The sequence below is a fragment of the Marinobacter sp. UBA2688 genome, from assembly GCF_002352785.1.
Classification (GTDB): domain Bacteria; phylum Pseudomonadota; class Gammaproteobacteria; order Pseudomonadales; family Oleiphilaceae; genus Marinobacter; species Marinobacter salarius.
Map to the genome: position 1 here is coordinate 468,408 of NZ_DELU01000010.1, position 22,676 is coordinate 491,083.

A 22,676-nucleotide genomic window follows, 5' to 3' on the forward strand; every position below is an offset into this window, starting at 1 on the left:
TGTCACTTTCCGGAATCGCCCTTGCGGCACTGCCACTCATGTTCGCGGCAGGGTCACGCCTGTTTGCCCCAGGTACTTTCCGCCCCGGTCTTTGTAGCTGGTGTCGCAGATTTCATCAGACTCAAAGAACAGCATCTGGGCGACGCCTTCGTTGGCGTAGATTTTGGCCGGCAGGTTGGTGGTGTTGGAAAATTCCAGGGTGACCTGCCCTTCCCACTCGGGTTCCAGTGGTGTGACGTTGACGATGATGCCACACCGCGCGTAGGTGGATTTGCCCAGGCAGATGGTCAGCACACTGCGGGGGATACGGAAGTATTCCACGGTGCGCGCCAGGGCAAAGGAGTTGGGCGGGATGATGCAGACGTCGCCGGTGTAGTTGACGAAGCTGTTTTCATCGAAGTTCTTCGGGTCCACGGTGGCGGAGTGGACGTTGGTGAAGATTTTGAATTCGTTGCTGCAACGGACATCGTAGCCGTAGCTGGATGTGCCGTAGGAGATTACGCGGCCTTTTTCGGTTTCGCGGACCTGATCGTATTCAAAGGGTTCGATCATGCCGTGATCCCGGGACATCCGGCGAATCCAGTGGTCGGATTTGATGCTCATGGGTGACGTCTCGTATCCATAAAAAAGAGAGGCGGTAGTTTACCTGTTCACTTAATGACTGTCGAAGGCTTGGGCCCTGAATTTGCTTCCTGGCTTCGGGGGCTGCCAGAACAGACGGGACCTTCCGAAACACGCCGTTGATACGTCCATGTAGGCTTGAGAAAAACATCCATGTTTTTCACAGTTTCGGAAGGCCCCGCCTGTTCTGGCGATCCAGCTTTCGTGGTGGTCTATAGCTCAGCCCACCTCTTGGTGTTGCGGGCTTTACTAGTGTTCAGTGACGGACACGCTGGAGATCGAACCGGTAAGATTTCGCTCTCGTGTGGACAACTCCGCACCTACCCGGCGGGCGATATCCTTGTAGCGCCTTGCCACTTCCGAATCGGGTTCTGCCACCACAGACGGGGTGCCGCCGTCGGTCTGTTCGCGGATGGTCAGGTGCAGCGGGAGTTGGCCCAACAGCGTGGTGTCGTACTCTTCGGCGATGCGTTCGCCGCCGCCGTGGCCGAAAAGGGGCTCTTCGTGGCCGCAGTTGCTGCAGATGTGGACGCTCATGTTTTCCACCACGCCCAGCACGGATATGTCCACCTTGCGGAACATTTCGATGCCTTTTTTGCCGTCCAGCAGGGCGATGTCCTGAGGTGTAGTGACGATGACGGCGCCGTTTACCGGGACTTTCTGGGCGATGGTGAGCTGGATGTCACCCGTGCCCGGGGGCATGTCGAGGATGAGGTAGTCCAGTTCGTTCCACAGGGTCTGTTGCAGCAGTTGCATGACGGCGCCACTGACCATGGGGCCGCGCCAGACCATGGGGGTTTTATCGGTGACGACGAAAGCCATGGAGTTGGCCTGCAGGCCGTGAGCTTCCATGGGGACGAAGTACTTGTTTTCCCGGGTGTCGGGGCGTTTGCCTTCGGGGACGCCCAGCATCATACCGATGCTGGGGCCGTAGATGTCCGCGTCGAGAATGCCGACACGGGCGCCTTCGGCTTGTAGCGCCAGGGCAAGGTTGACGGCGGTGGTGGATTTGCCCACGCCGCCCTTGCCGGAGGCCACTGCGATGATGTTCTTGACGCCGGGAACGGACTGGATGTCTTTCTGGCCTTTGTGGGAGTGGATTTTCTGTCCCACGTGGACATCCACGCCTTCAACGCCATCGACGTTATCGAGGGCGTTGGTGAGCAGCTCTTTCAGGGCGCCGGCGATGCCTTTGGACGGGTATGGCAATTCGATCATCACGGTGACCTTGCCGCTGTCGTCCGCGGTCAGGGATTTCACCGCACCCAATTCATACAGGTCCTTGCCCAGGTAGGGGTCGCGGTACTGTTGTACGGCGGTTTCCAGTGCCTGCTGTGAAATCTGTGCCATCGGAATCTCCGGTCTAACGTCACGCGCATTTATTAGCGCGGAAACAGGTGTTTCGGGTGAAAATTATCTGCTCGGAAGGTATCATTTGTGCCCGTTTCTGGCCATAAGGGTTCTTTACCCGGAGCAAGGCCGGCAAACGCGAACGCCCAACTCCTGACGAATGAAGGTTCGGACCACAACATGACGCAAGCGAGTTCAAAGCAACAGCGCGATATTCTGGTAACCAGCGCCCTGCCGTACGCCAATGGCCCCATCCACCTAGGCCATCTGCTGGAATACATTCAGACGGATATCTGGGTGCGCTATCAGAAAATGCGTGGCCAGAACTGCTACTACGTTTGTGCGGACGATGCTCATGGTACTGCTATTATGCTCCGTGCCGAGCGGGAAGGCATCTCCTCCGAGAGCCTGATCGACCGTATCCGGGACGAGCACCAGCAGGATTTCGGCGGCTTCCACATCCGCTTCGACAACTATTACACCACTCATTCCGAGGAGAACCGCCAGTTCTCGGAATACATTTATCGCCAGTTGCAGGAAAACGGCCACATCGCCACCCGCAAGATTACCCAGGCGTTCGATCCTGAAAAGAACATGTTCCTGGCGGACCGGTTCATCAAGGGCACCTGCCCCAAGTGCAAGACCGAAGACCAGTACGGCGACAACTGCGAAGCCTGTGGCGCCACCTATACCCCGGCTGAGCTGATCAATCCCCGCTCGGCGGTTTCCGGTGCCACGCCGGTGGAAAAGGAATCCGAGCACTACTTCTTCCGTCTGCCGGAATTTGCGGACTTCCTCGCGAACTGGACTCGTAGCGGTACGCTGCAGCCCCAGGTGGCCAACAAGTTGGCCGAGTGGCTGGATGCGGGCCTGCAGGAATGGGACATCAGCCGCGATGCCCCCTATTTCGGCTTCGAGATTCCCGATGCACCGGGCAAGTACTTCTACGTCTGGCTCGACGCGCCCATTGGTTACCTCGCCAGTTTCAAGAACCTGTGCAACCGGGAAGGCATTGATTTCGAGCATTTCTGGAAGGCAGATTCCACCGCTGAGGTGTATCACTTTATCGGCAAGGACATTATCAATTTCCACGCCCTGTTCTGGCCGTCCATGCTCCACAGCGCCGGTTTCCGCACTCCCAGTGCCGTCTGGGCCCACGGTTTCGTGACGGTAAATGGCAAGAAAATGTCCAAGTCCCGGGGCACGTTCATCATGGCCCGTACCTATCTGGACCACCTGAATCCGGAATACCTGCGCTACTACTTCGCGGCCAAACTCACCGGCAGCGTCGACGACATGGACCTGAACCTGGAAGACTTCGCCGCGCGGGTGAACTCGGACCTGGTGGGCAAGGTGGTCAACATTGCCAGTCGTAGCGCCGGATTCATCACCAAGCGCTTTGACGGCCAACTCGGTACCGTTACCGAACATGAAAAGCTGAAAGAATTTATCGAGGCTGGCGATGAGATCGCGGACTTCTTCGAAGCCCGGGAATTCGGCCGCGCTATGCGCCGAATCATGGAACTGGCAGACATCGCCAATCAATACGTGAATGACGAGCAGCCCTGGGTCATCGCCAAACAGGACGGCCAGGACGACAACCTGCAGGCCATCTGCACCAACGCCATCAACATGTTCCACCTGCTGATGACTTACCTTGCGCCGGTTCTGCCGAAAACTGCCAAGGCTTCCGAGGCCTTCCTGAATGCGCCGCTGGACTGGAACAAGCGTGATCAGCGGCTGGAAAGCCACGGCATCAACAAGTTCAAACCGCTGATGAACCGCGTGGACATGGCCCAGATCGAGAAAATGCTGGACGCGTCCAAGGAAGAGATGCCCGCAGCGACAGGACAGAAGGCCCCGGAAGCCAATCTCGAGCCGATTGCCGATGAAATAGAATTCGGGGATTTCGCGAAGGTGGATCTTCGGGTCGTCAAGATTGTCAAAGCCGAACACGTGGACGGTGCCGACAAGCTGCTTCGCCTTACCCTTGACGTTGGAGAGGGCGAGCGCAACGTTTTTGCCGGCATCAAGTCGGCGTACAAACCTGAGGAGCTCGAAGGACGCCTGACGGTGATGGTGGCCAACCTCAAGCCCCGAAAGATGAAGTTCGGGATGTCAGAGGGCATGGTGCTGGCGGCCGGCCCCGGCGGAAAAGACATTTTCATCCTGTCACCGGATTCGGGCGCCACGCCCGGCATGCGGATTATGTAATGGCGCGCTCTGATGACTGAGTATCTGCTGATCCTGGTCAGCACCATACTGGTGAACAATTTTGTGCTGGTTCAGTTTCTTGGACTGTGCCCGTTCATGGGCGTATCCGGAAAGCTGGAAACAGCCATGGGCATGTCATTGGCCACCACGTTCGTGCTGACCCTGGCCTCGGTGTGCAGCTACCTGGCGTATACCTACCTGCTGGAGCCGCTGGACCTGGCGTTCCTGAAAACCATCACGTTCATCCTGGTCATCGCCGTTGTGGTGCAGTTCACGGAGATGGTGGTGCGCAAGACCAGCCCCCTGCTCTATCGGGTACTAGGCATTTTCCTGCCGCTGATCACCACCAACTGCGCGGTTCTGGGTGTTGCCCTGCTTAACCTCAACAAGAACAATAACTTCGTGGAATCTGTCCTGTACGGATTCGGAGCCGCTGCCGGCTTTTCGCTGGTGCTGGTGCTGTTTGCTGCCATGCGTGAGCGCATCGCCGTGGCCGATGTTCCGGTTGCCTTCCGGGGCGCCGCCATTGGCATGGTCACCGCCGGGTTGATGTCTCTGGCCTTCCTGGGCTTTACTGGTCTGGTCAGCGTCTGACGGAGCGTTTGTATTATGTGGACGAGCATACTGATTGCCGTAGTGGTCCTGCTCGCGCTGGCGGTTGTGTTCGGCGGTCTTCTGGGCTTTGCCGCAGAGCGCTTTCGGGTGGAAGGCAACCCACTGGTGGACCAGATCGACTCCATGCTTCCCCAAACCCAGTGCGGCCAGTGTGGTTTTCCCGGCTGCCGTCCCTACGCGGAATCCATTGCCAACGGCGATGCCATCAACAAGTGCCCTCCGGGCGGTGAAACCACCATCAAGGCGCTGGCAGACTTGCTGGACGTGGAGCCACAACCGCTGGACGCGGAACACGGGGTGGAGCAGGCCAAGCGTGTTGCGGTGATTCGCGAGGATGAGTGCATCGGCTGCACCAAGTGTATCCAGGCCTGCCCGGTGGACGCTATCCTCGGCGCTGCAAAACACATGCATACGGTGATCGAGAGCGAATGCACCGGCTGTGATCTGTGTGTGGAACCCTGCCCGGTGGACTGTATCGACATGATTACGGTAGAGCCCGACATTCGCTCCTGGACCTGGACACCGCCCAAATCCGGTGTGATCGCCACCGATCGTCAGGGGGCCAACGCCTGATGACACAGCTCTGGGACTTTTCCGGCGGCATCCATCCTGCCGAAAACAAACACCTGTCCACATCACGCCCTATCACTGGCGCCGGCCTGCCAGAGGTTCTGGTATTGCCGTTGCAGCAGCACATAGGCGAACCGGCTGAAGCCTGTGTTGCAGTCGGTGATCGAGTTCTCAAAGGCCAGAAAATAGCCGACGTAACCGGCGGCATGGGCGTACCGGTTCACGCTCCGACGTCCGGCACTATTGAATCCGTCAGCCTTCAGCCCGTTCCCCACCCCTCGGGAATGAGCGACTGGTGCATTACCCTCAAGCCCGACGGAAAAGATGAGTGGGCGCCTCTCAACCCGGTAACGAACTACCGGGATCTGGACCGGGAAACGGTGCTCGAACGCATCCGCGACGCCGGCATTTCCGGCATGGGAGGCGCCGGCTTCCCCACAAACATCAAGCTACGCCCGCCCCGGGACCGCAAGGTAAACACGCTGATCCTGAACGGCGCGGAGTGCGAGCCCTACATCACCGCCGACGATATGTCGATGCGGGAGAACGCGGGCGAGATCATTGCCGGGTTGCGCATCATGGCGTGGATACTGCGCCCGGAGCGAGTTGTGATCGGCATCGAGGACAACAAGCCAGAGGCCATCTCAGCGCTCAGGAAGGCCGCGGACGGCACCCAGACAGAGATCGCGGTCATCCCCACCAAATATCCCTCTGGCGGTGAAAAACAGCTGATACAGGTCCTGACAGGCATGGAAGTGCCCAGTGGCGGGATTCCAGCGGATATTGGAGTGATGTGCCAGAACGTGGGCACAGCCATCGCCGTATCCGCCGCCATTCATCGGGGCGAGCCGCTGATTTCCCGCGTCACAACGATCACTGGGTATGCAGTTACCGATCCCGGTAATTTCGAGGTCCTGATCGGCACGCCTATCGATCACCTGCTCGCGCAGGCCGGGCAGGAAAACAGCAAGCTCCACCGCCTTGTGCTGGGTGGGCCAATGATGGGCTATACCCTGGAAACGCCAGCCGTACCGGTGGTCAAGACCACCAACTGCGTCATTGCCGCCACTGCCACGGAATTACCGGAACCGGCTCCGGAACAGCCCTGTATTCGCTGCGGCATGTGCGCCGAAGCCTGCCCAATGGAGCTGCTGCCCCAGCAACTGTTCTGGTACTCCAAAGCCGGGGAGTTCGACAAAGCCGAGCACCTGAACCTGTTCGATTGCATCGAATGTGGTGCCTGTTCCTACGTCTGCCCCAGCTCCATCCCGCTGGTGCAATATTACCGGGCAGCCAAAGGCGAGATACGGGTACAACAAGCTGAACAGCTGAAGGCGGACCGGGCCCGTGACCGCTTTGAAGCCCGTCAGGCGAGACTCGAACGGGAACAGCAGGAGAAAGAGCAGCGGCGCAAAGAACGCGCGAAGGCGGCGGCCGAAGCCCAGGCCAGGAAACAGGCCGAGGCTGAAAAGGCGGACGCAGAAGGCCAGCCCGCCAACGACCGTGCCGCCAAGGCCGCCCTGGTACAGGAAGCCCTTGCCCGTAAAAAGGCCAAGGGCCAACAGCAGGCCGAAACGAACGCCGGGGCCGCTGAAACCAAAGCCACTAGCGAACCGGCGCCCGATATTGACGCCCGGGAGAAGCAGCTTGCCCAGGCCACCGCCAAGCTCAACACCATGCAAAGCATGCTGGAGGACGCCAGGGCCGAGAGTGCGGACAATGTCGAAAAACTCGAGCGAGCCGTCACCAAGAACCACGACCGGGTAAAACGGGCGGAAGAGGCTCTGGCTGAGGCCCGGCAATCTGTGGCGGCCACCGATACCCAAACGACAGACTCATGATGAACAGGCTCCAACGCTAATGGCACTTGCGCAACAGTCCTCGCCCCACGCCCGTAACGCCCGCTCCACGTCACAGGTCATGCTGTGGGTGATTCTGGCGGCCCTGCCCGGCCTGCTGGCACTGACCCTGTTCTTTGGCTGGGGCAATCTGATCAACGTGATCTGGTGCATCGCGGTGGCACTCGCGGCCGAGGCTGCCATCCTCAAGCTTCGCAAGCGCCCGGTGGCTTTCTTCCTGAAAGACAACACCGCTGCGGTCACTGGCCTTTTGCTGGGCCTTTCCCTGCCTCAGTTTGCGCCCTGGTGGGTGTCCGCGGTTGCCGTCATCGCCGCCATCGTCATGGCCAAGCAACTCTACGGTGGTTTGGGCTCCAACCCGTTCAACCCTGCCATGGTGGGTTACGCTCTGGTGCTGATCTCATTCCCCGTGGCCATGACCACGAATTGGGCGCAGCCCGGCCTCCTATGGGAGACCGCTCCGGGGTTTGGTGACACCCTGAGCATGATCGCCTCCGGCCAACAGACAGCGGTAGACGCCTTCACCATGGCCACGCCGCTGGATGAGTACAAACACAAGATTACCACCCACACCGCAGCGGAAGTGCTTGCTCACCCCACCTTCGGTGACGGTGTTGCCCGGGGCTGGGAATGGGTCAACGCCGCGTTCCTCGTGGGTGGTCTGGTTCTTGTCGGCCTGAAGATTATCACCTGGCACATTCCAGTCAGCATGCTGGCGGGCCTCGCGATTATGAGCCTTGCCTTTGGCAGCAACGCGGACCTGTATGCGCCGCTGTCCATGCACCTGCTGGCTGGGGGCACCATGTTGGGCGCGTTCTTTATTGCCACGGACCCAGTGTCCGCTGCATCCAGCCATCAGGGCAAGCTTATCTACGGAGCGGGTATTGGTATCCTGATCTACCTGATCCGCACCTGGGGCGCCTACCCCGATGCGGTGGCCTTCAGTGTTCTGCTGATGAACTTCGCGGTGCCGTTTATCGACCACTACACGCCGCCCCGTACCTACGGGCATCATAAGCCCCGGCGCGGCATTCCCGGCAAGGGTCAGGGGTAAACCATGGCAGCACTCGCAAAGTCCATCCGTCGCAACGCCATTGGCCTGGGCCTGTTCGCCATCATTACCGGCGGCACCATCGCCATCACCCAGGTCATGACGGCCGAGCGCATACAGGAACAGGCCGCCAGGGCGGAAGCACAGGCGCTGTTTGAGATCATTCCGGAAAACCGGCACGACAATCATCTGCTGACCGACACGGTGCAGCTTCCGGCGGATAACGGAATGAACGCTAACGACCCCGTCACGGCCTGGGTGGCGCGCCGCAATGGCCGCCCTACCGGATTGATCATGCCGGTGGTGGCCCCTGACGGTTATTCTGGCAACATTCACCTATTGGTGGGTCTGGATATGAAAGGCACGGTGCTGGGAGTTCGGGTGACCAGCCACCGGGAAACCCCTGGCCTGGGTGACCGCATTGAAACCAAGAAGTCAGACTGGATCCACTCGTTCACCGGTCGCTCCCTTGGCAATCCGGAACCGGAACGCTGGGCTGTCAGGAAAAACGGCGGGACATTTGACCAGTTCACCGGTGCGACCATCACCCCGAAGGCCGTGGTTAATGCGGTGCAAAAAACACTCATCTATTTCCGTGAGCACCGCAGTGACATTCGCGACATCCTCAATGAACCCGCGTCACCCCGAAGCACGCCGCTGACGCCCGAGGAAATCGCTGGCCAGACACCAGACCGGGAGCATTCGTAACATGGCGACCAAATCCAGCTCAGAGATCATCCGTGACGGGCTTTGGACCAACAACCCTGCCCTGGTTCAGGTGTTGGGGCTTTGCCCCCTTCTGGCGGTGACCAGTACCGTCGTTAATGCCATCGGCCTGGGCCTGGCAACGCTGATGGTGCTGATGGGCTCGAACCTGGCAGTGTCACTGATCCGCAACTTTGTCAGCGAGTCGGTGCGCCTGCCTGCCTTCGTGATGATCATCGCCTCTTTCGTTACCTGCGCTGAACTGTTGATGCAGGCCTATACCTATGAGCTCTACCAGATCCTGGGTATTTTCATTCCGTTGATTGTGACCAACTGTGCCATCCTGGGCCGTGCGGACGCGTTTGCTTCCAAGAACCCGCCCCTACCCGCCCTGCTGGACGGTGTCATGATGGGTATCGGTTTTCTGGTAGTGCTGATTGCACTCGGCGCCATGCGGGAGCTCGTGGGCCAGGGCACCCTGTTTACCGATATGGATCTCCTGCTGGGCCCCATGGCGGCAGACTGGGGAATCCGTCCGCTGGAGCAGTACCCGGACGTGCTCTTCATGGTGCTGCCGCCAGGCGCCTTTGTGGGGCTGGGGCTGCTTATCGCGCTGAAGAATGGCATCGACAATCATCTCAAGGCCCGCCGTACGGCGGCAGAGCCCATCGTGGCCGGTAGCAAGCGAGTGCGGGTAACAGGCCATGTATCCTGAACATCCAATGACCATTACTTTCTCAGCCAGCGGATAACCCATGAACAAGGCAAAACGTACGGAAATCTTTACCCGTTTGCGGGAAGCCAATCCGACACCCACAACCGAGTTGAACTATACCAACCCGTTCGAACTGCTGATCGCGGTGATCCTCTCGGCCCAGGCCACGGACGTCGGTGTGAACAAGGCAACAGCAAAACTATACCCCGTAGCCAACACACCCGAAAAAATCCTCGCGCTGGGAGTGGATGGCCTGAAGGAATACATCAAGACCATCGGGCTGTTTAACAGCAAGGCCGAGAACGTGATCAAGACCTGTCGTGCGCTGATTGAAAAACACGGCGGGGAAGTTCCGGACAACCGGGAAGACCTGGAAGCCCTTCCGGGTGTGGGCCGCAAGACCGCCAATGTGGTTCTGAACACCGCGTTCGGGCAACCGGCAATGGCGGTGGATACCCATATCTTCCGGGTATCGAACAGAACGGGGATTGCGCCGGGCAAGAACGTGCTGGAAGTGGAAAAGCGCCTGATGCGGCTGGTGCCCAGGGAGTTCCTGCTGGATGCCCATCACTGGCTGATCCTTCACGGGCGCTACACCTGTACCGCCAGGAAGCCAAGATGCGGCGCCTGCATCATCGAAGATCTGTGCGAATTCAAGCAGAAACGGGATTACATGGACTGACACCGGCCCCGGATAACCGGAACCGGTGCCCCTACCGGGCGCTTACCGCTGGCCCAGCATCTTCTCTTTCAGGTCTTCCTGGGCAGGCTCATCTGACAACCAGATGCCGAACAGGGCCTTCTTGAACTCCAGATCGCCAATGGTGGCGCGTCCCTCACTATTCTTAAGTACGCGCACGCCCTCACCCGGCAGGTAAACGAGATCAAACACGTCACCGTCCTTGATCTCTTCTGAAAACACATCCAGGAACGCATCCACATCGTCCTTGATCGCGGCCAGGTCTCCCCCTGTGGAATTTTCAAACCCTTCCATTGTGGCGGATTTCATTTTGTCGCTGGTGATCATCCCGGAAATGATGTGCAGGGTGATGGCCTGGGGCTCGTCCGCGTTGATAATGGCCTGGCCATCGTCGATGGTCTCGGGCACATACAGACCACCGATATAAAGGTCCATGAACCACTTGGAACGGGTACCCGCACCATTGAGCTTGAGCTCGGTATCCATCGCCGAGTAGGTATCCGGCACGTCAACGCCCTCCACCGTCAGAGCGGCGGCTGGTGTTGTAAGGGCTGCTGTCAGCAGCAGTGATGCAAATCCTGTTGATAGGGCCTTCTTCATCGTCCTTTCCTTATTGATCGTTATTATTGAATGTCTGATTGCACCGGAGTTCGACACCCATATCCCCCTCCGGCCATCCAAGTTTAACAGGGAGCAAACGAACGCTTACGCCGGCTGGTTCTCATTTGGCAACGCAAAAAAAACCGGCCCGCAGACAACGGGCCGGTTTTTGGTGGTACAGAAGCGATTACTTGAACAGCATGGTTCCCGACAGGCCTTCCTTCTCCAGGATCTCGCGAAGACGACGTAGCGCCTCCACCTGGATCTGGCGAACCCGCTCACGGGTCAGACCAATCTCCTGGCCCACTTCCTCAAGCGTGCTGATGGGGTAACCCCTCAAGCCAAAGCGACGGGAGAGAACTTCCTGCTGCTTGTCGCTGAGCTGATCGATCCACTTTTCGACACAGGAGCACATGTTGTTGTCCTGCAGCAGGTCGGCGGGGTCGGAGGCGCCTTCGTCTGCGACGGTATCCAGAAGGGATTTTTCGCCGCCGGTACCAATGGGCGTGTCCATGGACGCAACGCGCTCGTTCAGGCCCAGCATCCGCTTAACGTCTGCTACCGGCTTGTCGACCATCCGCGCAATTTCTTCCGCTGACGGCTCGTGGTCCAGCTTCTGAGTAAGCTCCCGTGCCGCGCGCAGGTACAGGTTGAGTTCCTTAACAACGTGGATGGGAAGGCGGATGGTGCGGGTCTGGTTCATGATGGCCCGCTCAATGGTCTGGCGGATCCACCAGGTGGCGTAGGTGGAGAAACGGAAGCCCCGCTCGGGGTCAAACTTCTCTACCGCACGAATAAGCCCGAGATTACCCTCTTCGATCAGGTCTAACAGTGTCAGACCACGGTTCACGTAACGTCGAGCAATCTTGACCACCAGACGCAGATTGCTCTCGATCATACGTTTGCGGCCAGACTCCTCTCCCTTACGGGCGAGCCGTGCAAAGTACACTTCTTCTTCGGGTGTCAAGAGAGGAGAGAAACCGATTTCGTTGAGATAAAGCTGGGTGGCGTCCAGTTGTTTCTGGCTGGTGAAGTATCGACCCTGGGCCGGGATGTCTTCTTCTGTTTCAACGGCTTCCACTTCGGCCGTTTCTTTTTCTTCTACTTTGTCTTCTGCTAATAGCTGATCGTCTGCGTCTTCAACATCTGATACACGATCAATGATGAGTTCTTCATGCTCTGCTGACATAACTCTTTGCCCCGCCTTTCAATGATCCTGGAAATTCGCTCACGTCTTTTTGTTATTGCGAGCGCCTGCTTTCTTCGTGTTCTTGTTCAGGACATTTATTGCTAGCTATTGACGGTTGCCGGAACCGTCGTTTTTTTATTGTTTGTCTCGACTATTGTCTTTCGTTGCCTCTGATTTTCGGTGCCGGACGCCAGGTTTTTTCCTGTTAATCCGTTTCATCGGGCCGGGAGGTAGTGGGCGGGGTCGACCGGGTTGCCATTTTTCCGGATTTCAAAATGCAACTTGGGTCTGTCCGTGCCGCTGTTTCCCAGTTCAGCGATGACCTGTCCGGCTTTAACGTCCTCCCCTTCCTGCACCAGAATCTTCCGGTTGTGAGCATAAGCACTCAAATAGTGCTCATTGTGGTTCACTATGATCAGGTTGCCATAACCGAGCAACCCACTTCCGGCATAAACGACATTACCACTTGCCGCCGCCCTCACAGAATCACCTGCTTTTCCAGCAATATCAATACCTTTATTGACTTTCCCGGATGTTGAATATCCTGCAATTACGGTGCCAACGTGGGGCCAGCGCCAGTTGACATTCGAAACCGTCTGGCTCTGACCTGTTAGTGGTGACGAGGTATCGGGCCGTCGCGAGACTGTCGGTTTTGGCTCCGGTTTGGGAGCAGACTGCCGCGACGCGGCGCGGGTTGGCGGTCGAGAGGCCGACGACTTGCTACTCCCACCATTGTGGGCGGTAGATGTTACATTTCCGCGAAGGTCCAGCCTGAGAACCTGCCCTGCCTTGATATGGTAAGGCGGGCTTATACCATTGGCATTGCCTAGTTCCCGGTAGTCACGACCATAACGCCAGGCGATGCTGTAGAGCGTTTCACCGGATTTGACAACATGACGCCCCCAGTACACCGGCGGGTTGTAGAGGTCATCACGGTAGATTGCCTGCGTGTTGCAGCCAGTCAGCAGCATGGAACCAAGAAGCACGAGCAGAAAGGTGTAGAGACGCTTCCGTTTTTTTGAACACGGAGAAGCAGGGGCACCGAAGGGGAGCCGCGGGAAGACTGCCGTCGCAGCAATGATGAACCCACGCACTAATCTCAAAAGAATAAAAATATGCCCGTTATTAGTAATTCGTATAAAAATTCGGCGGTTTATAAAGTGTTTTAAGTAACTTGCTAATTTATTGCACATTTTGGGCATGAAACCAAGTTACCCATCTGTTGCATTTGTTACTGCCCGAAACAACCTTACGGATCAAAAAGTAACACTTAGTCTCGATACGCCCGTGAACGCCGTCACAACAGCGAACAGAAAACCAAGCTAACGGGCGGCGCCAGGCTGTTTTTTCCTACCCACCCATTCCACCAGCAAAACCAGCGACAGACCGGCTAACGCACAGGTCATCGCCAGCAGTAATTGTGACTCGTCACCGGTCAACTCAGCATAGCCCATCGGACTGACGCTTGCTTCGTTCAGGGGCACCTGCTGGCCGGCACTGTTGGTACGCCAGCTTAGTGTCTCTTTCCAGGGCCAGACCTTGTTCAGCGCCCCCACCATAAAACCAGTCAACAACGCCAGCACAAGGTCATGGTAGCGATGGAACGCCCAGGTAATGAGCCGGGCAACCGACAGTAAACCGACCAGGCAGCCAACAGCGAAAATCACGAGGATGCCCAGATCCAGGGAACGTATGGCGTCCAGCACCGGGACGTACATACCCAGAATCACCAGGATAAAACTGCCGGAGATTCCTGGCAGGATCATGGCGCAGATGGCCAGGGCCCCGGCACCGAAGAACACCGGCATTGAGGGCGACAACGGGCTGCCGGACAAGGTCGTTACCCACCAGGCAAAAACGGTTCCCACCGAAAATGGCAACAGCAACAATAGCTCATAGCGACGAATCTGACGGCCGACGTGCCACACCGAGGCGACGATCAGGCCGAAGAAAAAACTCCAGATCAGGATCGGATAGGTGGCAAGGGCATGACTGATCACGGACGCAAGGGTGGCAATACTGCCCAGGATCCCCGCCAGCAGGCACAGTAGGAAGGTGCCGTCACACGCCGCCCAGAACTGCCTCACCTGCCCACGGATCAGGTGCTGGAAGAAGGCTTGTGGAACGGCATTGATGGCTTCCAGCAACCGGAAGTAGATGCCGGTAATGAATGCAATGGTGCCACCCGACACACCGGGTACGATATCAGCCGCCCCCATGGCCATACCCCTCAGGAATACCGCAAAGGGATGATGGGAGTGAGGTACGTCGGCAGAAGACTCAGAGGGGCGTTCTGCCGTCACCGTACAACCCCGCCCAACAGGGGCACAAAACGCACCGGTTCAATATCCCTGGTCTCGAAACGGTCGCCCTGGCGTACCATTTCCACCAACATCTGTGTGCCCTCACCGATCGGGGCCACAATAACGCCTCCATCCGCCAGTTGGTCTTTCAGTTCCGGCGGGATCTCACGGGGTGCTGCGGTGACGATGATGCCATCAAACGGCCCCTGTTCTGGCCACCCCATCCCCCCGTCTGCGTGCTTGAGCATGGTGTTGCGGTAGCCAAGCTGGCGAAGCCGGTCGCGGGCCCGGTCCTGGAGCGGTTTGATGCGCTCAACGCTGAAAACCTGATCCACCAGCCTGGCAAGGATCGCGGTCTGGTAGCCTGACCCCGTTCCCAGCTCCAGCACCTTCCTGGGTTTGTGGCGCATCAGGGATTCGGTCATTCGCGCGACAATATAGGGCTGGGACAGGGTCTGACTGTAGCCAATGGGCAGTGCCGTGTCTTCGTAAGCCCTGTGGGACAGCGCTTCATCCAGAAATATGTGGCGCGGCACATCGGATATCGCCGTCAGCACCTGCTCATCGGCTATACCAGCTTCTCTGAGTCTTTGTATCAGTCGCATTCGGGTTCGGCGGGACGTCATTCCAATACCGTCAATCGCTGCCACCATTAACGTCCCTCCCGTCCTGATAGCAACTCAACCCACTCTCGCAGTGGCGACAGTACCTCATGGCGCGTCATGTCCACGTGGACGGGAGTGATCGAAACGTAATTCTCGCGCACCGCGTTGAAATCGGTGCCCGGCCCGGCGTCGCTGCCCTTGCCAGCGGCACCGATCCAGTAACGGGCCTTGCCCCGGGGACAGGTCATCGGCACCGCGCCTTCAGCCCGGTCGCGATGGCCAAGCCGGGTCACGCGGAAGCCGGCAATCTCTTCCCATGGCACATCGGGAACGTTCACATTGAGAATGCACCGAGGACCAAGGGTTAGCGGCTGATCGCTTTCCAGCAACGCGCGCACAACCCTGGCCGCCGTTTCGTAGTGGAAACGGCCTTCGTTCACCAGCGATACCGCGATTGCCGGCAACCCCAGGTTTCTACCCTCAGTGGCGGCCGCCACCGTACCCGAATAGATGATATCGTCGCCAAGGTTAGCGTGGGTATTGATGCCCGAGACCACGCGATCAAACGGCTCATCAAACAGCCCGTTAACCGCGAGGTGAACGCAATCTGTCGGGGTCCCGTCCACAGAGCGGAAGCCATTGGCATGGTCTTCCACCGTTAACGGGCGACTCAGCGTCAAGGCATTGCTGGCACCGCTATGGTCCCGATCCGGCGCCACGACCTCAAGATGGCCCAGCCCCTGGAGCCCGTCGTGTAGGGCCTGAAGACCAGGCGAGTGAACGCCATCATCATTGGACAACAGAATTCGCACAATTTTCTCCAATAAACGTGGTTGCGTCCGTTATATCAAACACATCGTCCAGCAACGTCGTTGCGTATTGCCCCGGCGCAAGCCGGAATGACAGCCGCAACTGATCATCGCCATCCCAATGCCATTCCAGAGCTTCCGGTTTCAGGTTCAGTGGCCGACGTTCAGGCTTCATGCGGGTGGTTGAAAACACCGCTGCCAGCTGCGGGTGTCCCGCAACCACGGAACGCTCGATTTCGCCCTGGACTGACACTGCCTCGGTGCCACCGTCGCCCCAGAGAGGACCTGTCACCATCAGGTTCTGATTCTCACAGGCGCCTGGCTCTCCCTCCAGAGGTTCCAGCCAGGTGCCTGTCTCAACACGATGGGCGAGCACCTCGTTGAATAACCACGAACGTGCCGCCGAAAAGTACAATACGTTCTTACTGTCACGACTGCCAGAGGTTGACCGCCCTCGCCCACGTTTTTTGACATTGCGACCACTCCGACGGTTCAGTGTTGTCGGGTCCATGATCAGCGCCCTGTCCAGGTTGGCACCGCCATGGCCAAACCGTTGCGAACCGAAATAATTCGGGCATCCGAGGTCCCGCAACCGGGCCAGAGCCGCATCGATAGCAGATGCGTTGCCGACCACGTCCTTTAGCACCAGTTCAAACCGGTTACCCTGATGATCGCCCCGCCTCAGTTTTCGAGCCTGGCGGTACTGAGCCAATACCTGCCAGTGTTCCTCCACCGCCTGGATGAACGTTGCATCGTCGTCTTCCTGTCCCGGCCGATAAAGGCTAAACCATTGACGCGTAATAGCATGACGATCCTTCAGCCCGCAAAAACCCACGTCGAAATGCCGACAGCCGCAAATATTAGCAAGCTGCCGAGCCACGTAGTCGGTGTTGTCCCCGACTTTTTCCAGACGCAGGCAAAGGTGCTCTCCTCCACCGCCACTGTCATCGGGCATAGACAGATCTTCATCCACGAAAAAGTCGGCAGGTAAGGATTTGATACGCGCCGAAGCCACCCGAGAGCCTGAGGAGGTTGGCCAGTCGAGTCGCCAGCCTTTGGAAGCGTACTGAGCATCCGTCATGATGAAACCTGCTCCAGCAGGCAAACCGCCTGGCATGCAATGCCCTCACCGCGACCGGTAAAACCCAGCTTTTCGGTGGTGGTCGCCTTGACGCTGACCCGGCTCGCCGGGATCGCAAGATCCTCGGCAATGGTCAACCGCATGGCCTCAATGTGGGGCGCCATTTTCGGGGCCTGGGCAATAATGGTGGCATCCACGTTACCGACACCAAACCCTTCACCGGCAACACGTTCCATCACGCGGCGCAGCAGGTCCCGGCTGTCCGCGCCCGCCCACTCCTCACTGGTGTCGGGAAACAGATGGCCGATGTCACCGAGGGCCACCGCACCCAACAGGGCATCTGCAAGGGCGTGCAAAAGCACGTCCCCATCGGAATGGGCCTTGAGGGCATGGGTGTGCGGAATCGTCACACCGCCAATAGTGACCTGATCGCCCTCGCAGAAAGCATGGACATCAAAGCCTTGCCCAATTCGCATAGTGCCATTTCCTTCTCAATCAGTGATGATGCAGGTTCGCCGCTAGAGGCGGCCGAGAATAAAACCGGCCAGTGCCAGATCAGCGGGCACCGTTATCTTTATATTATCCGGTCGACCCTCCACGATACAGGGAACATTGCCTGCGTATTCCATGGCCGAGGATTCATCGGTCACCGGGTAACCTGATGCGATGGCAGCCTCCAGAGCCCGCCTCAAGGCGCCACAACGGAACATTTGAGGTGTCAGTGCGCGCCACAGATGACGACGGTCGATGGTTGTCTCCACCTGATTACTGTCACTTGCCACAAGCTTGAGCGTATCGGCCACCGGCGTCGCCAGCAAGCCACCCACAGGGTGATCGTGTAGCTGGGTCAGCAATCGTTCGAGGTCATTGGAATGCAGGCAGGGCCGTGCCGCATCATGTACCAGAACCCAATCGTCATCACCCGCCTGATGTGCCAGCGCGTCAAGTGCAGCCAATACCGAATCCGCACGCTCAGCGCCTCCGGCACAGGTATCGATACGTGTGTCAGAACTGGCCATGGTATCCGGCCACCAGGGATCATCCTCACGAATAGCCACCACACAACCTGAAAAATCGGCATGGTCCAGTAGCCTGGAGAGAGTGATATCAAGGATATATCGATGGTCCAGCTTGAGATACTGCTTGGGACAGTCTGCCTTCATTCGCTGGCCGGAACCTGCGGCGGGAACAATCAACCAATAGCGGGGTTTACTCATGGACGTGGTCAGCTTTGATCGGCCTGGCTTGCGGCTGGGTTACTGCTCGACCACCAGGAAGAAGGTTTCATCGTTACGGATCAGGCCCAGGTTCATACGGGCACGTTCTTCAACCGCGCCTTTCTCGCCGCGAAGGTTGCGCACTTCTGCATAGAGACGCTCATTGCGGACTGCAAGCTCAGCGTTTTCCTCGCGCTGCTCGGCAATGGCGTTCTCCAGTCCCCATACCTGGGCAAAACTACCCTCCCCCACCCACAGGCGAACCTGCAGCAGGAGAATAAGAATAATCATGATGGACCAGAGTAACTTCATTGCGAATTCCGTTTACGATGCATCAACCGGACAGTAAGTATAGACCTTAGTGTAGTTTAGCAACAAGTTCTGCTAACCAGTTGTACAAAAAGGCCATCACGCCTCATCTATTGAGGATCATGATGGCCGTTCCGGATCGGTTACCTGTCAGCACCCTGCCGACAGGGTAATCCTTAACAGGCGATTAACCCTGGCCTTTGATCTCGCTCAGGCCACGATAGGGAGCCTTGCCATCCAACGCTTCCTCAATGCGAAGCAACTGGTTGTACTTGGCAACCCGGTCGGAGCGGCACAGGGAGCCGGTCTTGATCTGACCTGCACAGGTGGCCACGGCCAGGTCGGCGATGGTGGTGTCCTCGGTTTCACCGGAACGGTGGGAAATCACCGCCGTGTAACCCGCATCCTGGGCCATCTTGATGGCATCCAGAGTTTCACTCAGGCTGCCGATCTGGTTGAACTTGATCAGGATGGAGTTCCCGACGTTCTTGTCGATACCCTGCTTGAGAATTTTGGTGTTGGTCACGAACAGGTCGTCACCCACCAGCTGAACCTTGTCACCCAGCTTCTCAGTCAGCACTTTCCAGCCGTCCCAGTCGCTCTCATCCATACCGTCTTCGATAGACACAATCGGATAGCGCTCGCACAGGCCCGCGAGATAGTCGGCAAAACCGGCGGAATCAAAGGACTTGCCCTCGCCGGACAGCTGGTACTGGCCATCCTTGTAGAACTCGGAAGACGCACAATCCAGCGCCAGGGTCACATCGGTACCCAGCTTGTAGCCGGCCTTCTCCACCGCTTCCTGGATCACCGCCAGAGCGCCTTCGTTGGAAGGCAGATCCGGTGCAAAACCGCCTTCGTCGCCGACGGCGGTGTTAAGGCCTTTGCTGTTAAGAACCTTCTTCAGCGCGTGGAAAATTTCCGCACCAATCCTCAGCGCTTCGGCAAATGACTTCGCAGCCACTGGCTGGACCATAAATTCCTGGATATCGACGTTGTTGTCTGCGTGCTCGCCACCGTTGAGGATATTCATCATCGGCACCGGCATGCTGTACTTGCCGGAGGTACCGTTAAGGTCCGCAATGTGAGCATACAGCGGCTTGCCCAATGAAGCGGCAGCAGCTTTGGCAGCGGCAAGGGAGACAGCCAGAATAGCGTTGGCGCCCAGGTTGGCTTTGTTCTCAGTGCCGTCCAACTCCAGCATGATGTTATCCAGGGCACGCTGGTCTGCGGCATCTTTGCCAATCAGCGCTTCACGGATTTTGGTGTTCACAGCTTCGACAGCCGTCAGAACACCTTTGCCCAAGTAGCGATTTGCGTCTTTATCTCGAAGCTCCAGAGCTTCACGGGAACCGGTAGACGCACCGGAGGGTGCACACGCACTACCAATGGTGCCGTCCTCAAGAATCACGTCCGCTTCAACCGTGGGGTTCCCGCGAGAATCCAGTACTTCACGGCCTTTAATGTTGGCAATCTTGGTCATTCTTCTCTGTCTCCAAGTTTGATTTCAAAATTGGGAGTAAGAGCGAGCGGGAACGGCCCTACGAAAAACGCTACAAGCACATCCCTGTGCGCTTGGGCTCCGCCATCCATGGCTCCGCACATTTTCGTAGGGCCGTTCCCGCTCACTCCCATAGTCCTTATGGAACGCAAAAAACCGCCAATCAGGCGGTATCAATAGGTTTGAAACTCTTCACAAGGTCATCAACGGCCTTCACCCGGGCCAGGAACGGCTCAAGCTGGCTCAGGCGGAGAGCACAGGGCCCGTCGCACTTGGCTTGATCCGGGTCGGGGTGCGCCTCAAGGAACAGACCCGCAAGCCCCTGGGACATACCCGCCAGAGCCAGGTCGGTTACCTGGGCGCGGCGGCCGCCGGCTGAATCCGCGCGACCACCGGGCATCTGCAAGGCGTGAGTGACGTCGAACATCACCGGCACATTCATGGATTTCATAATTCCGAAGCCCAACATATCCACCACAAGGTTGTTGTAACCGAAGCTGGTGCCGCGCTCACACAGGATCACCTTGTCGTTACCGGCTTCCCCACACTTCGCAATGATGTGCTTCATTTCCTGTGGCGCCAGGAACTGGGCCTTCTTGATATTGATGACCGCTCCGGTTTCCGCCATGGCAACGACAAGATCCGTCTGCCGGCTCAGGAAAGCCGGCAATTGGATGATATCGCAAACCTCTGCGGCAGGTGCGGCCTGCTCAGGCTCGTGAACATCGGAAATGATAGGAACACCGAACTTGCTTTTGATGTCCGCCAGAATCTGCAGCCCCTTCTCAAGACCGGGGCCGCGGAAGGAGTGCACGGAAGAGCGGTTGGCCTTGTCGAACGACGCTTTGAATACGTAGGGAATCCCAAGCTTGCGGGTAGCCTCGACGTACGCCTCGGCCACTTCCATCGCCATTTCGGCAGATTCCAGCACGTTCATGCCACCGAACAATACGAACGGCTTATCGTTGGCAACCTCGATTCCCGAGACGTTCACCGTACTCTGCGCCATGATCAGGATTCCTTTTTACGGGCCAGGGCTGCCTCAACAAAGCCCTTGAACAGCGGGTGGCCGTCCCGGGGCGTGGAGGTAAATTCTGGGTGGAACTGGCATGCCACGAACCAGGGATGATCAGGCACTTCCACAACCTCAACCAGCTTGCCGTCGGTGGAGCGACCGGAAATTCTCAGGCCGGCACCTTCCAACTGTGGCAGGAAATGATTGTTCACCTCGAACCGATGACGGTGGCGCTCACGGATGGTCTTACGACCGTAACAGTTGGCGATGGTGGAACCTTCAGCGACCACGCAGTCCTGAGCGCCCAGGCGCATGGTGCCGCCCAGATCAGACTCTTCGGTGCGCTCCTCTTTCTCGCCACTGGCATCCAGCCACTCCGTGATCAGTCCCACAACCGGCTCCGGGGTGTGTTCGCGGAATTCGGTGCTGTGGGCATCTTTCAGGCCCGCCACGTTGCGGGCGTATTCAATAACGGCCACCTGCATACCCAGGCAGATACCCAGGTACGGGACCTTGTTTTCGCGGGCGTACTGCACCGTGCGGATCTTGCCTTCGACACCGCGCTCACCAAAGCCACCCGGAACGAGAATAGCGTCGGCACTGGCCAGCGCACCGGTACCATCGCGCTCGATGTCTTCGGAGTCAATGTAGTTCATACGGACTTTGGTGCGGGTCTTGATACCGGCATGCAGGAGCGACTCGATCAACGATTTGTAGGCGTCCAGCAACTCCATGTACTTGCCGACCATGGCGATAGTAACTTCACCTTCCGGATTCATCAGGGACTCAACGACGGCATCCCATTCACCCAGGTTGGCCGGACTGGCATCCAGACTGAAACGCTCAATAACCAGCTGGTCCAGACCAAATTCGTGCAACATGCGCGGGATGGCATAGATGGACTTGGCATCCTGCAGCGGAATGACCGCCCGCTCTTCCACGTTGGTGAACAGTGCAATCTTGCGACGGGAACTGGCGTCCACTTCGTGCTCCGAACGGCACAGCAGAATATCCGGCTGCAGGCCGATGGAACGCATTTCCTTCACCGAGTGCTGGGTAGGCTTGGTTTTGATCTCACCGGCCGTGGCGATGTAGGGAACCAGAGTCAGGTGCATGAACAACGCACGCTGCGGGCCAACTTCCACCTTCAGTTGGCGGCAGGCCTCAAGGAATGGCAGCGATTCAATGTCGCCCACCGTGCCGCCGATTTCGATCAGTGCCACATCGGCGCCAGAAGCGCCTTCAACCACACGACGCTTGATCTCGTCCGTGATGTGGGGAATCACCTGAACCGTACCACCGAGGTAGTCACCCCGGCGCTCTTTACGAATTACTTCCTCGTAAACGCGACCGGTAGTGAAGTTGTTCCGGCGTGACATCGGCGTGCGGATAAACCGCTCGTAGTGCCCCAGGTCCAAATCGGTTTCCGCGCCATCTTCGGTGACAAAAACTTCACCGTGCTGGAACGGACTCATGGTGCCGGGGTCCACGTTGATGTACGGGTCCAGCTTGAGAATAGTGACCTTCAGGCCGCGTGCCTCTAGGATCGCAGCCAGAGAGGCCGATGCGATACCTTTCCCCAAGGAGGACACGACACCGCCGGTGACGAAAATATAACGCGTCATGCAGATTCCGTGATTTGTCTGG

The 22,676-nt window shown here is 58.0% G+C and carries 23 protein-coding genes; 8 read left to right on the forward strand and 15 right to left on the reverse strand.

Annotated features, from left to right (window positions below):
* Window positions 1-36: 36 nt before the first annotated feature.
* Complete coding sequence (gene dcd, locus B3M52_RS06905; RefSeq protein ID WP_036206677.1) at window positions 37-603, reverse strand: dCTP deaminase; 567 nt, start codon at window positions 601-603, stop codon at window positions 37-39.
* A gap of 267 nt (window positions 604-870) precedes the next feature.
* Window positions 871-1,971 carry an iron-sulfur cluster carrier protein ApbC gene (apbC, locus tag B3M52_RS06910; RefSeq protein ID WP_075195275.1) on the reverse strand — a complete coding sequence of 367 codons (1,101 nt, stop codon included), beginning with the start codon at window positions 1,969-1,971 and terminating at the stop codon, window positions 871-873.
* Window positions 1,972-2,151: 180 nt separating this feature from the next.
* Here apbC and metG point away from each other — a divergent pair, with 180 nt between their 5' ends.
* Genes metG through nth form a run of 8 tightly spaced genes read left to right on the forward strand, consistent with a single transcriptional unit; the run spans window position 2,152 to window position 10,382 of the window.
* Entirely contained in the window at window positions 2,152-4,185 is a 2,034-nt protein-coding gene (metG, locus tag B3M52_RS06915) for a methionine--tRNA ligase (protein WP_286749213.1), read from the forward strand.
* 12 nt (window positions 4,186-4,197) lie between these two features.
* Complete coding sequence (gene rsxA, locus B3M52_RS06920) at window positions 4,198-4,779, forward strand: electron transport complex subunit RsxA (protein WP_007155451.1); 582 nt, start codon at window positions 4,198-4,200, stop codon at window positions 4,777-4,779.
* Window positions 4,780-4,794: 15 nt separating this feature from the next.
* Window positions 4,795-5,373 carry an electron transport complex subunit RsxB gene (rsxB, locus tag B3M52_RS06925; protein ID WP_036206670.1) on the forward strand — a complete coding sequence of 193 codons (579 nt, stop codon included), beginning with the start codon at window positions 4,795-4,797 and terminating at the stop codon, window positions 5,371-5,373.
* Entirely contained in the window at window positions 5,373-7,211 is a 1,839-nt protein-coding gene (gene rsxC, locus B3M52_RS06930) for an electron transport complex subunit RsxC (protein WP_286749216.1), read from the forward strand. Before rsxB ends, rsxC begins: the two co-directional genes overlap by 1 nt.
* 19 nt (window positions 7,212-7,230) lie before the next feature.
* On the forward strand, window positions 7,231-8,283 hold the full coding sequence (gene rsxD, locus B3M52_RS06935; protein WP_286749218.1) for an electron transport complex subunit RsxD: 1,053 nt from the start codon (window positions 7,231-7,233) through the stop codon (window positions 8,281-8,283).
* A gap of 3 nt (window positions 8,284-8,286) precedes the next feature.
* A complete protein-coding gene (gene rsxG / locus B3M52_RS06940; RefSeq protein ID WP_286749220.1) occupies window positions 8,287-8,988 on the forward strand; it encodes an electron transport complex subunit RsxG in 702 nt (233 codons plus the stop codon).
* A 1-nt stretch (window position 8,989) separates the two neighbouring features.
* A complete protein-coding gene (locus tag B3M52_RS06945) occupies window positions 8,990-9,700 on the forward strand; it encodes an electron transport complex subunit E (protein WP_036206662.1) in 711 nt (236 codons plus the stop codon).
* Between the two features lie 40 nt (window positions 9,701-9,740).
* Window positions 9,741-10,382: an endonuclease III gene (gene nth, locus B3M52_RS06950; RefSeq protein WP_286749223.1), complete on the forward strand. Its 642-nt coding sequence runs from the start codon at window positions 9,741-9,743 to the stop codon at window positions 10,380-10,382.
* Window positions 10,383-10,424: 42 nt separating this feature from the next.
* Here the strand turns inward: nth and B3M52_RS06955 are convergent, their stop codons facing one another.
* The 13 genes from B3M52_RS06955 to B3M52_RS07015 form a co-directional block, all read right to left on the reverse strand.
* Window positions 10,425-11,000 carry a chalcone isomerase family protein gene (locus tag B3M52_RS06955; protein ID WP_286749224.1) on the reverse strand — a complete coding sequence of 192 codons (576 nt, stop codon included), beginning with the start codon at window positions 10,998-11,000 and terminating at the stop codon, window positions 10,425-10,427.
* Between the two features lie 187 nt (window positions 11,001-11,187).
* On the reverse strand, window positions 11,188-12,189 hold the full coding sequence (rpoS, locus tag B3M52_RS06960) for an RNA polymerase sigma factor RpoS (protein WP_036206655.1): 1,002 nt from the start codon (window positions 12,187-12,189) through the stop codon (window positions 11,188-11,190).
* Between the two features lie 215 nt (window positions 12,190-12,404).
* Window positions 12,405-13,160, reverse strand: a complete 756-nt coding sequence (locus B3M52_RS06965) for a peptidoglycan DD-metalloendopeptidase family protein (RefSeq protein ID WP_339665112.1) — start codon at window positions 13,158-13,160, stop codon at window positions 12,405-12,407.
* A 351-nt stretch (window positions 13,161-13,511) separates the two neighbouring features.
* Complete coding sequence (locus B3M52_RS06970) at window positions 13,512-14,414, reverse strand: DUF368 domain-containing protein (protein ID WP_317308325.1); 903 nt, start codon at window positions 14,412-14,414, stop codon at window positions 13,512-13,514.
* A 74-nt stretch (window positions 14,415-14,488) separates the two neighbouring features.
* Window positions 14,489-15,145 carry a protein-L-isoaspartate(D-aspartate) O-methyltransferase gene (locus B3M52_RS06975; protein WP_286749229.1) on the reverse strand — a complete coding sequence of 219 codons (657 nt, stop codon included), beginning with the start codon at window positions 15,143-15,145 and terminating at the stop codon, window positions 14,489-14,491.
* Window positions 15,145-15,909 (reverse strand): 5'/3'-nucleotidase SurE, encoded by a 765-nt coding sequence (surE, locus tag B3M52_RS06980; protein WP_286749230.1) that lies wholly within the window; start codon window positions 15,907-15,909, stop codon window positions 15,145-15,147. The genes B3M52_RS06975 and surE overlap by 1 nt, the downstream gene beginning before the upstream one ends.
* Window positions 15,887-16,987 carry a tRNA pseudouridine(13) synthase TruD gene (gene truD, locus B3M52_RS06985; RefSeq protein ID WP_286749232.1) on the reverse strand — a complete coding sequence of 367 codons (1,101 nt, stop codon included), beginning with the start codon at window positions 16,985-16,987 and terminating at the stop codon, window positions 15,887-15,889. Before truD ends, surE begins: the two co-directional genes overlap by 23 nt.
* Window positions 16,984-17,463, reverse strand: a complete 480-nt coding sequence (gene ispF / locus B3M52_RS06990) for a 2-C-methyl-D-erythritol 2,4-cyclodiphosphate synthase (RefSeq protein WP_286749234.1) — start codon at window positions 17,461-17,463, stop codon at window positions 16,984-16,986. Before ispF ends, truD begins: the two co-directional genes overlap by 4 nt.
* A 42-nt stretch (window positions 17,464-17,505) precedes the next feature.
* On the reverse strand, window positions 17,506-18,204 hold the full coding sequence (gene ispD / locus B3M52_RS06995; RefSeq protein ID WP_286749236.1) for a 2-C-methyl-D-erythritol 4-phosphate cytidylyltransferase: 699 nt from the start codon (window positions 18,202-18,204) through the stop codon (window positions 17,506-17,508).
* A gap of 39 nt (window positions 18,205-18,243) precedes the next feature.
* Window positions 18,244-18,516 carry a septum formation initiator family protein gene (locus B3M52_RS07000; protein ID WP_286749238.1) on the reverse strand — a complete coding sequence of 91 codons (273 nt, stop codon included), beginning with the start codon at window positions 18,514-18,516 and terminating at the stop codon, window positions 18,244-18,246.
* Between the two features lie 184 nt (window positions 18,517-18,700).
* Window positions 18,701-19,996 (reverse strand): phosphopyruvate hydratase, encoded by a 1,296-nt coding sequence (gene eno / locus B3M52_RS07005; RefSeq protein ID WP_286749240.1) that lies wholly within the window; start codon window positions 19,994-19,996, stop codon window positions 18,701-18,703.
* A gap of 181 nt (window positions 19,997-20,177) precedes the next feature.
* Window positions 20,178-21,023 carry a 3-deoxy-8-phosphooctulonate synthase gene (gene kdsA / locus B3M52_RS07010; RefSeq protein ID WP_286749242.1) on the reverse strand — a complete coding sequence of 282 codons (846 nt, stop codon included), beginning with the start codon at window positions 21,021-21,023 and terminating at the stop codon, window positions 20,178-20,180.
* 2 nt (window positions 21,024-21,025) lie between these two features.
* Window positions 21,026-22,654, reverse strand: a complete 1,629-nt coding sequence (locus B3M52_RS07015; RefSeq protein ID WP_036206623.1) for a CTP synthase — start codon at window positions 22,652-22,654, stop codon at window positions 21,026-21,028.
* Between the last annotated feature and the right edge of the window lie 22 nt (window positions 22,655-22,676).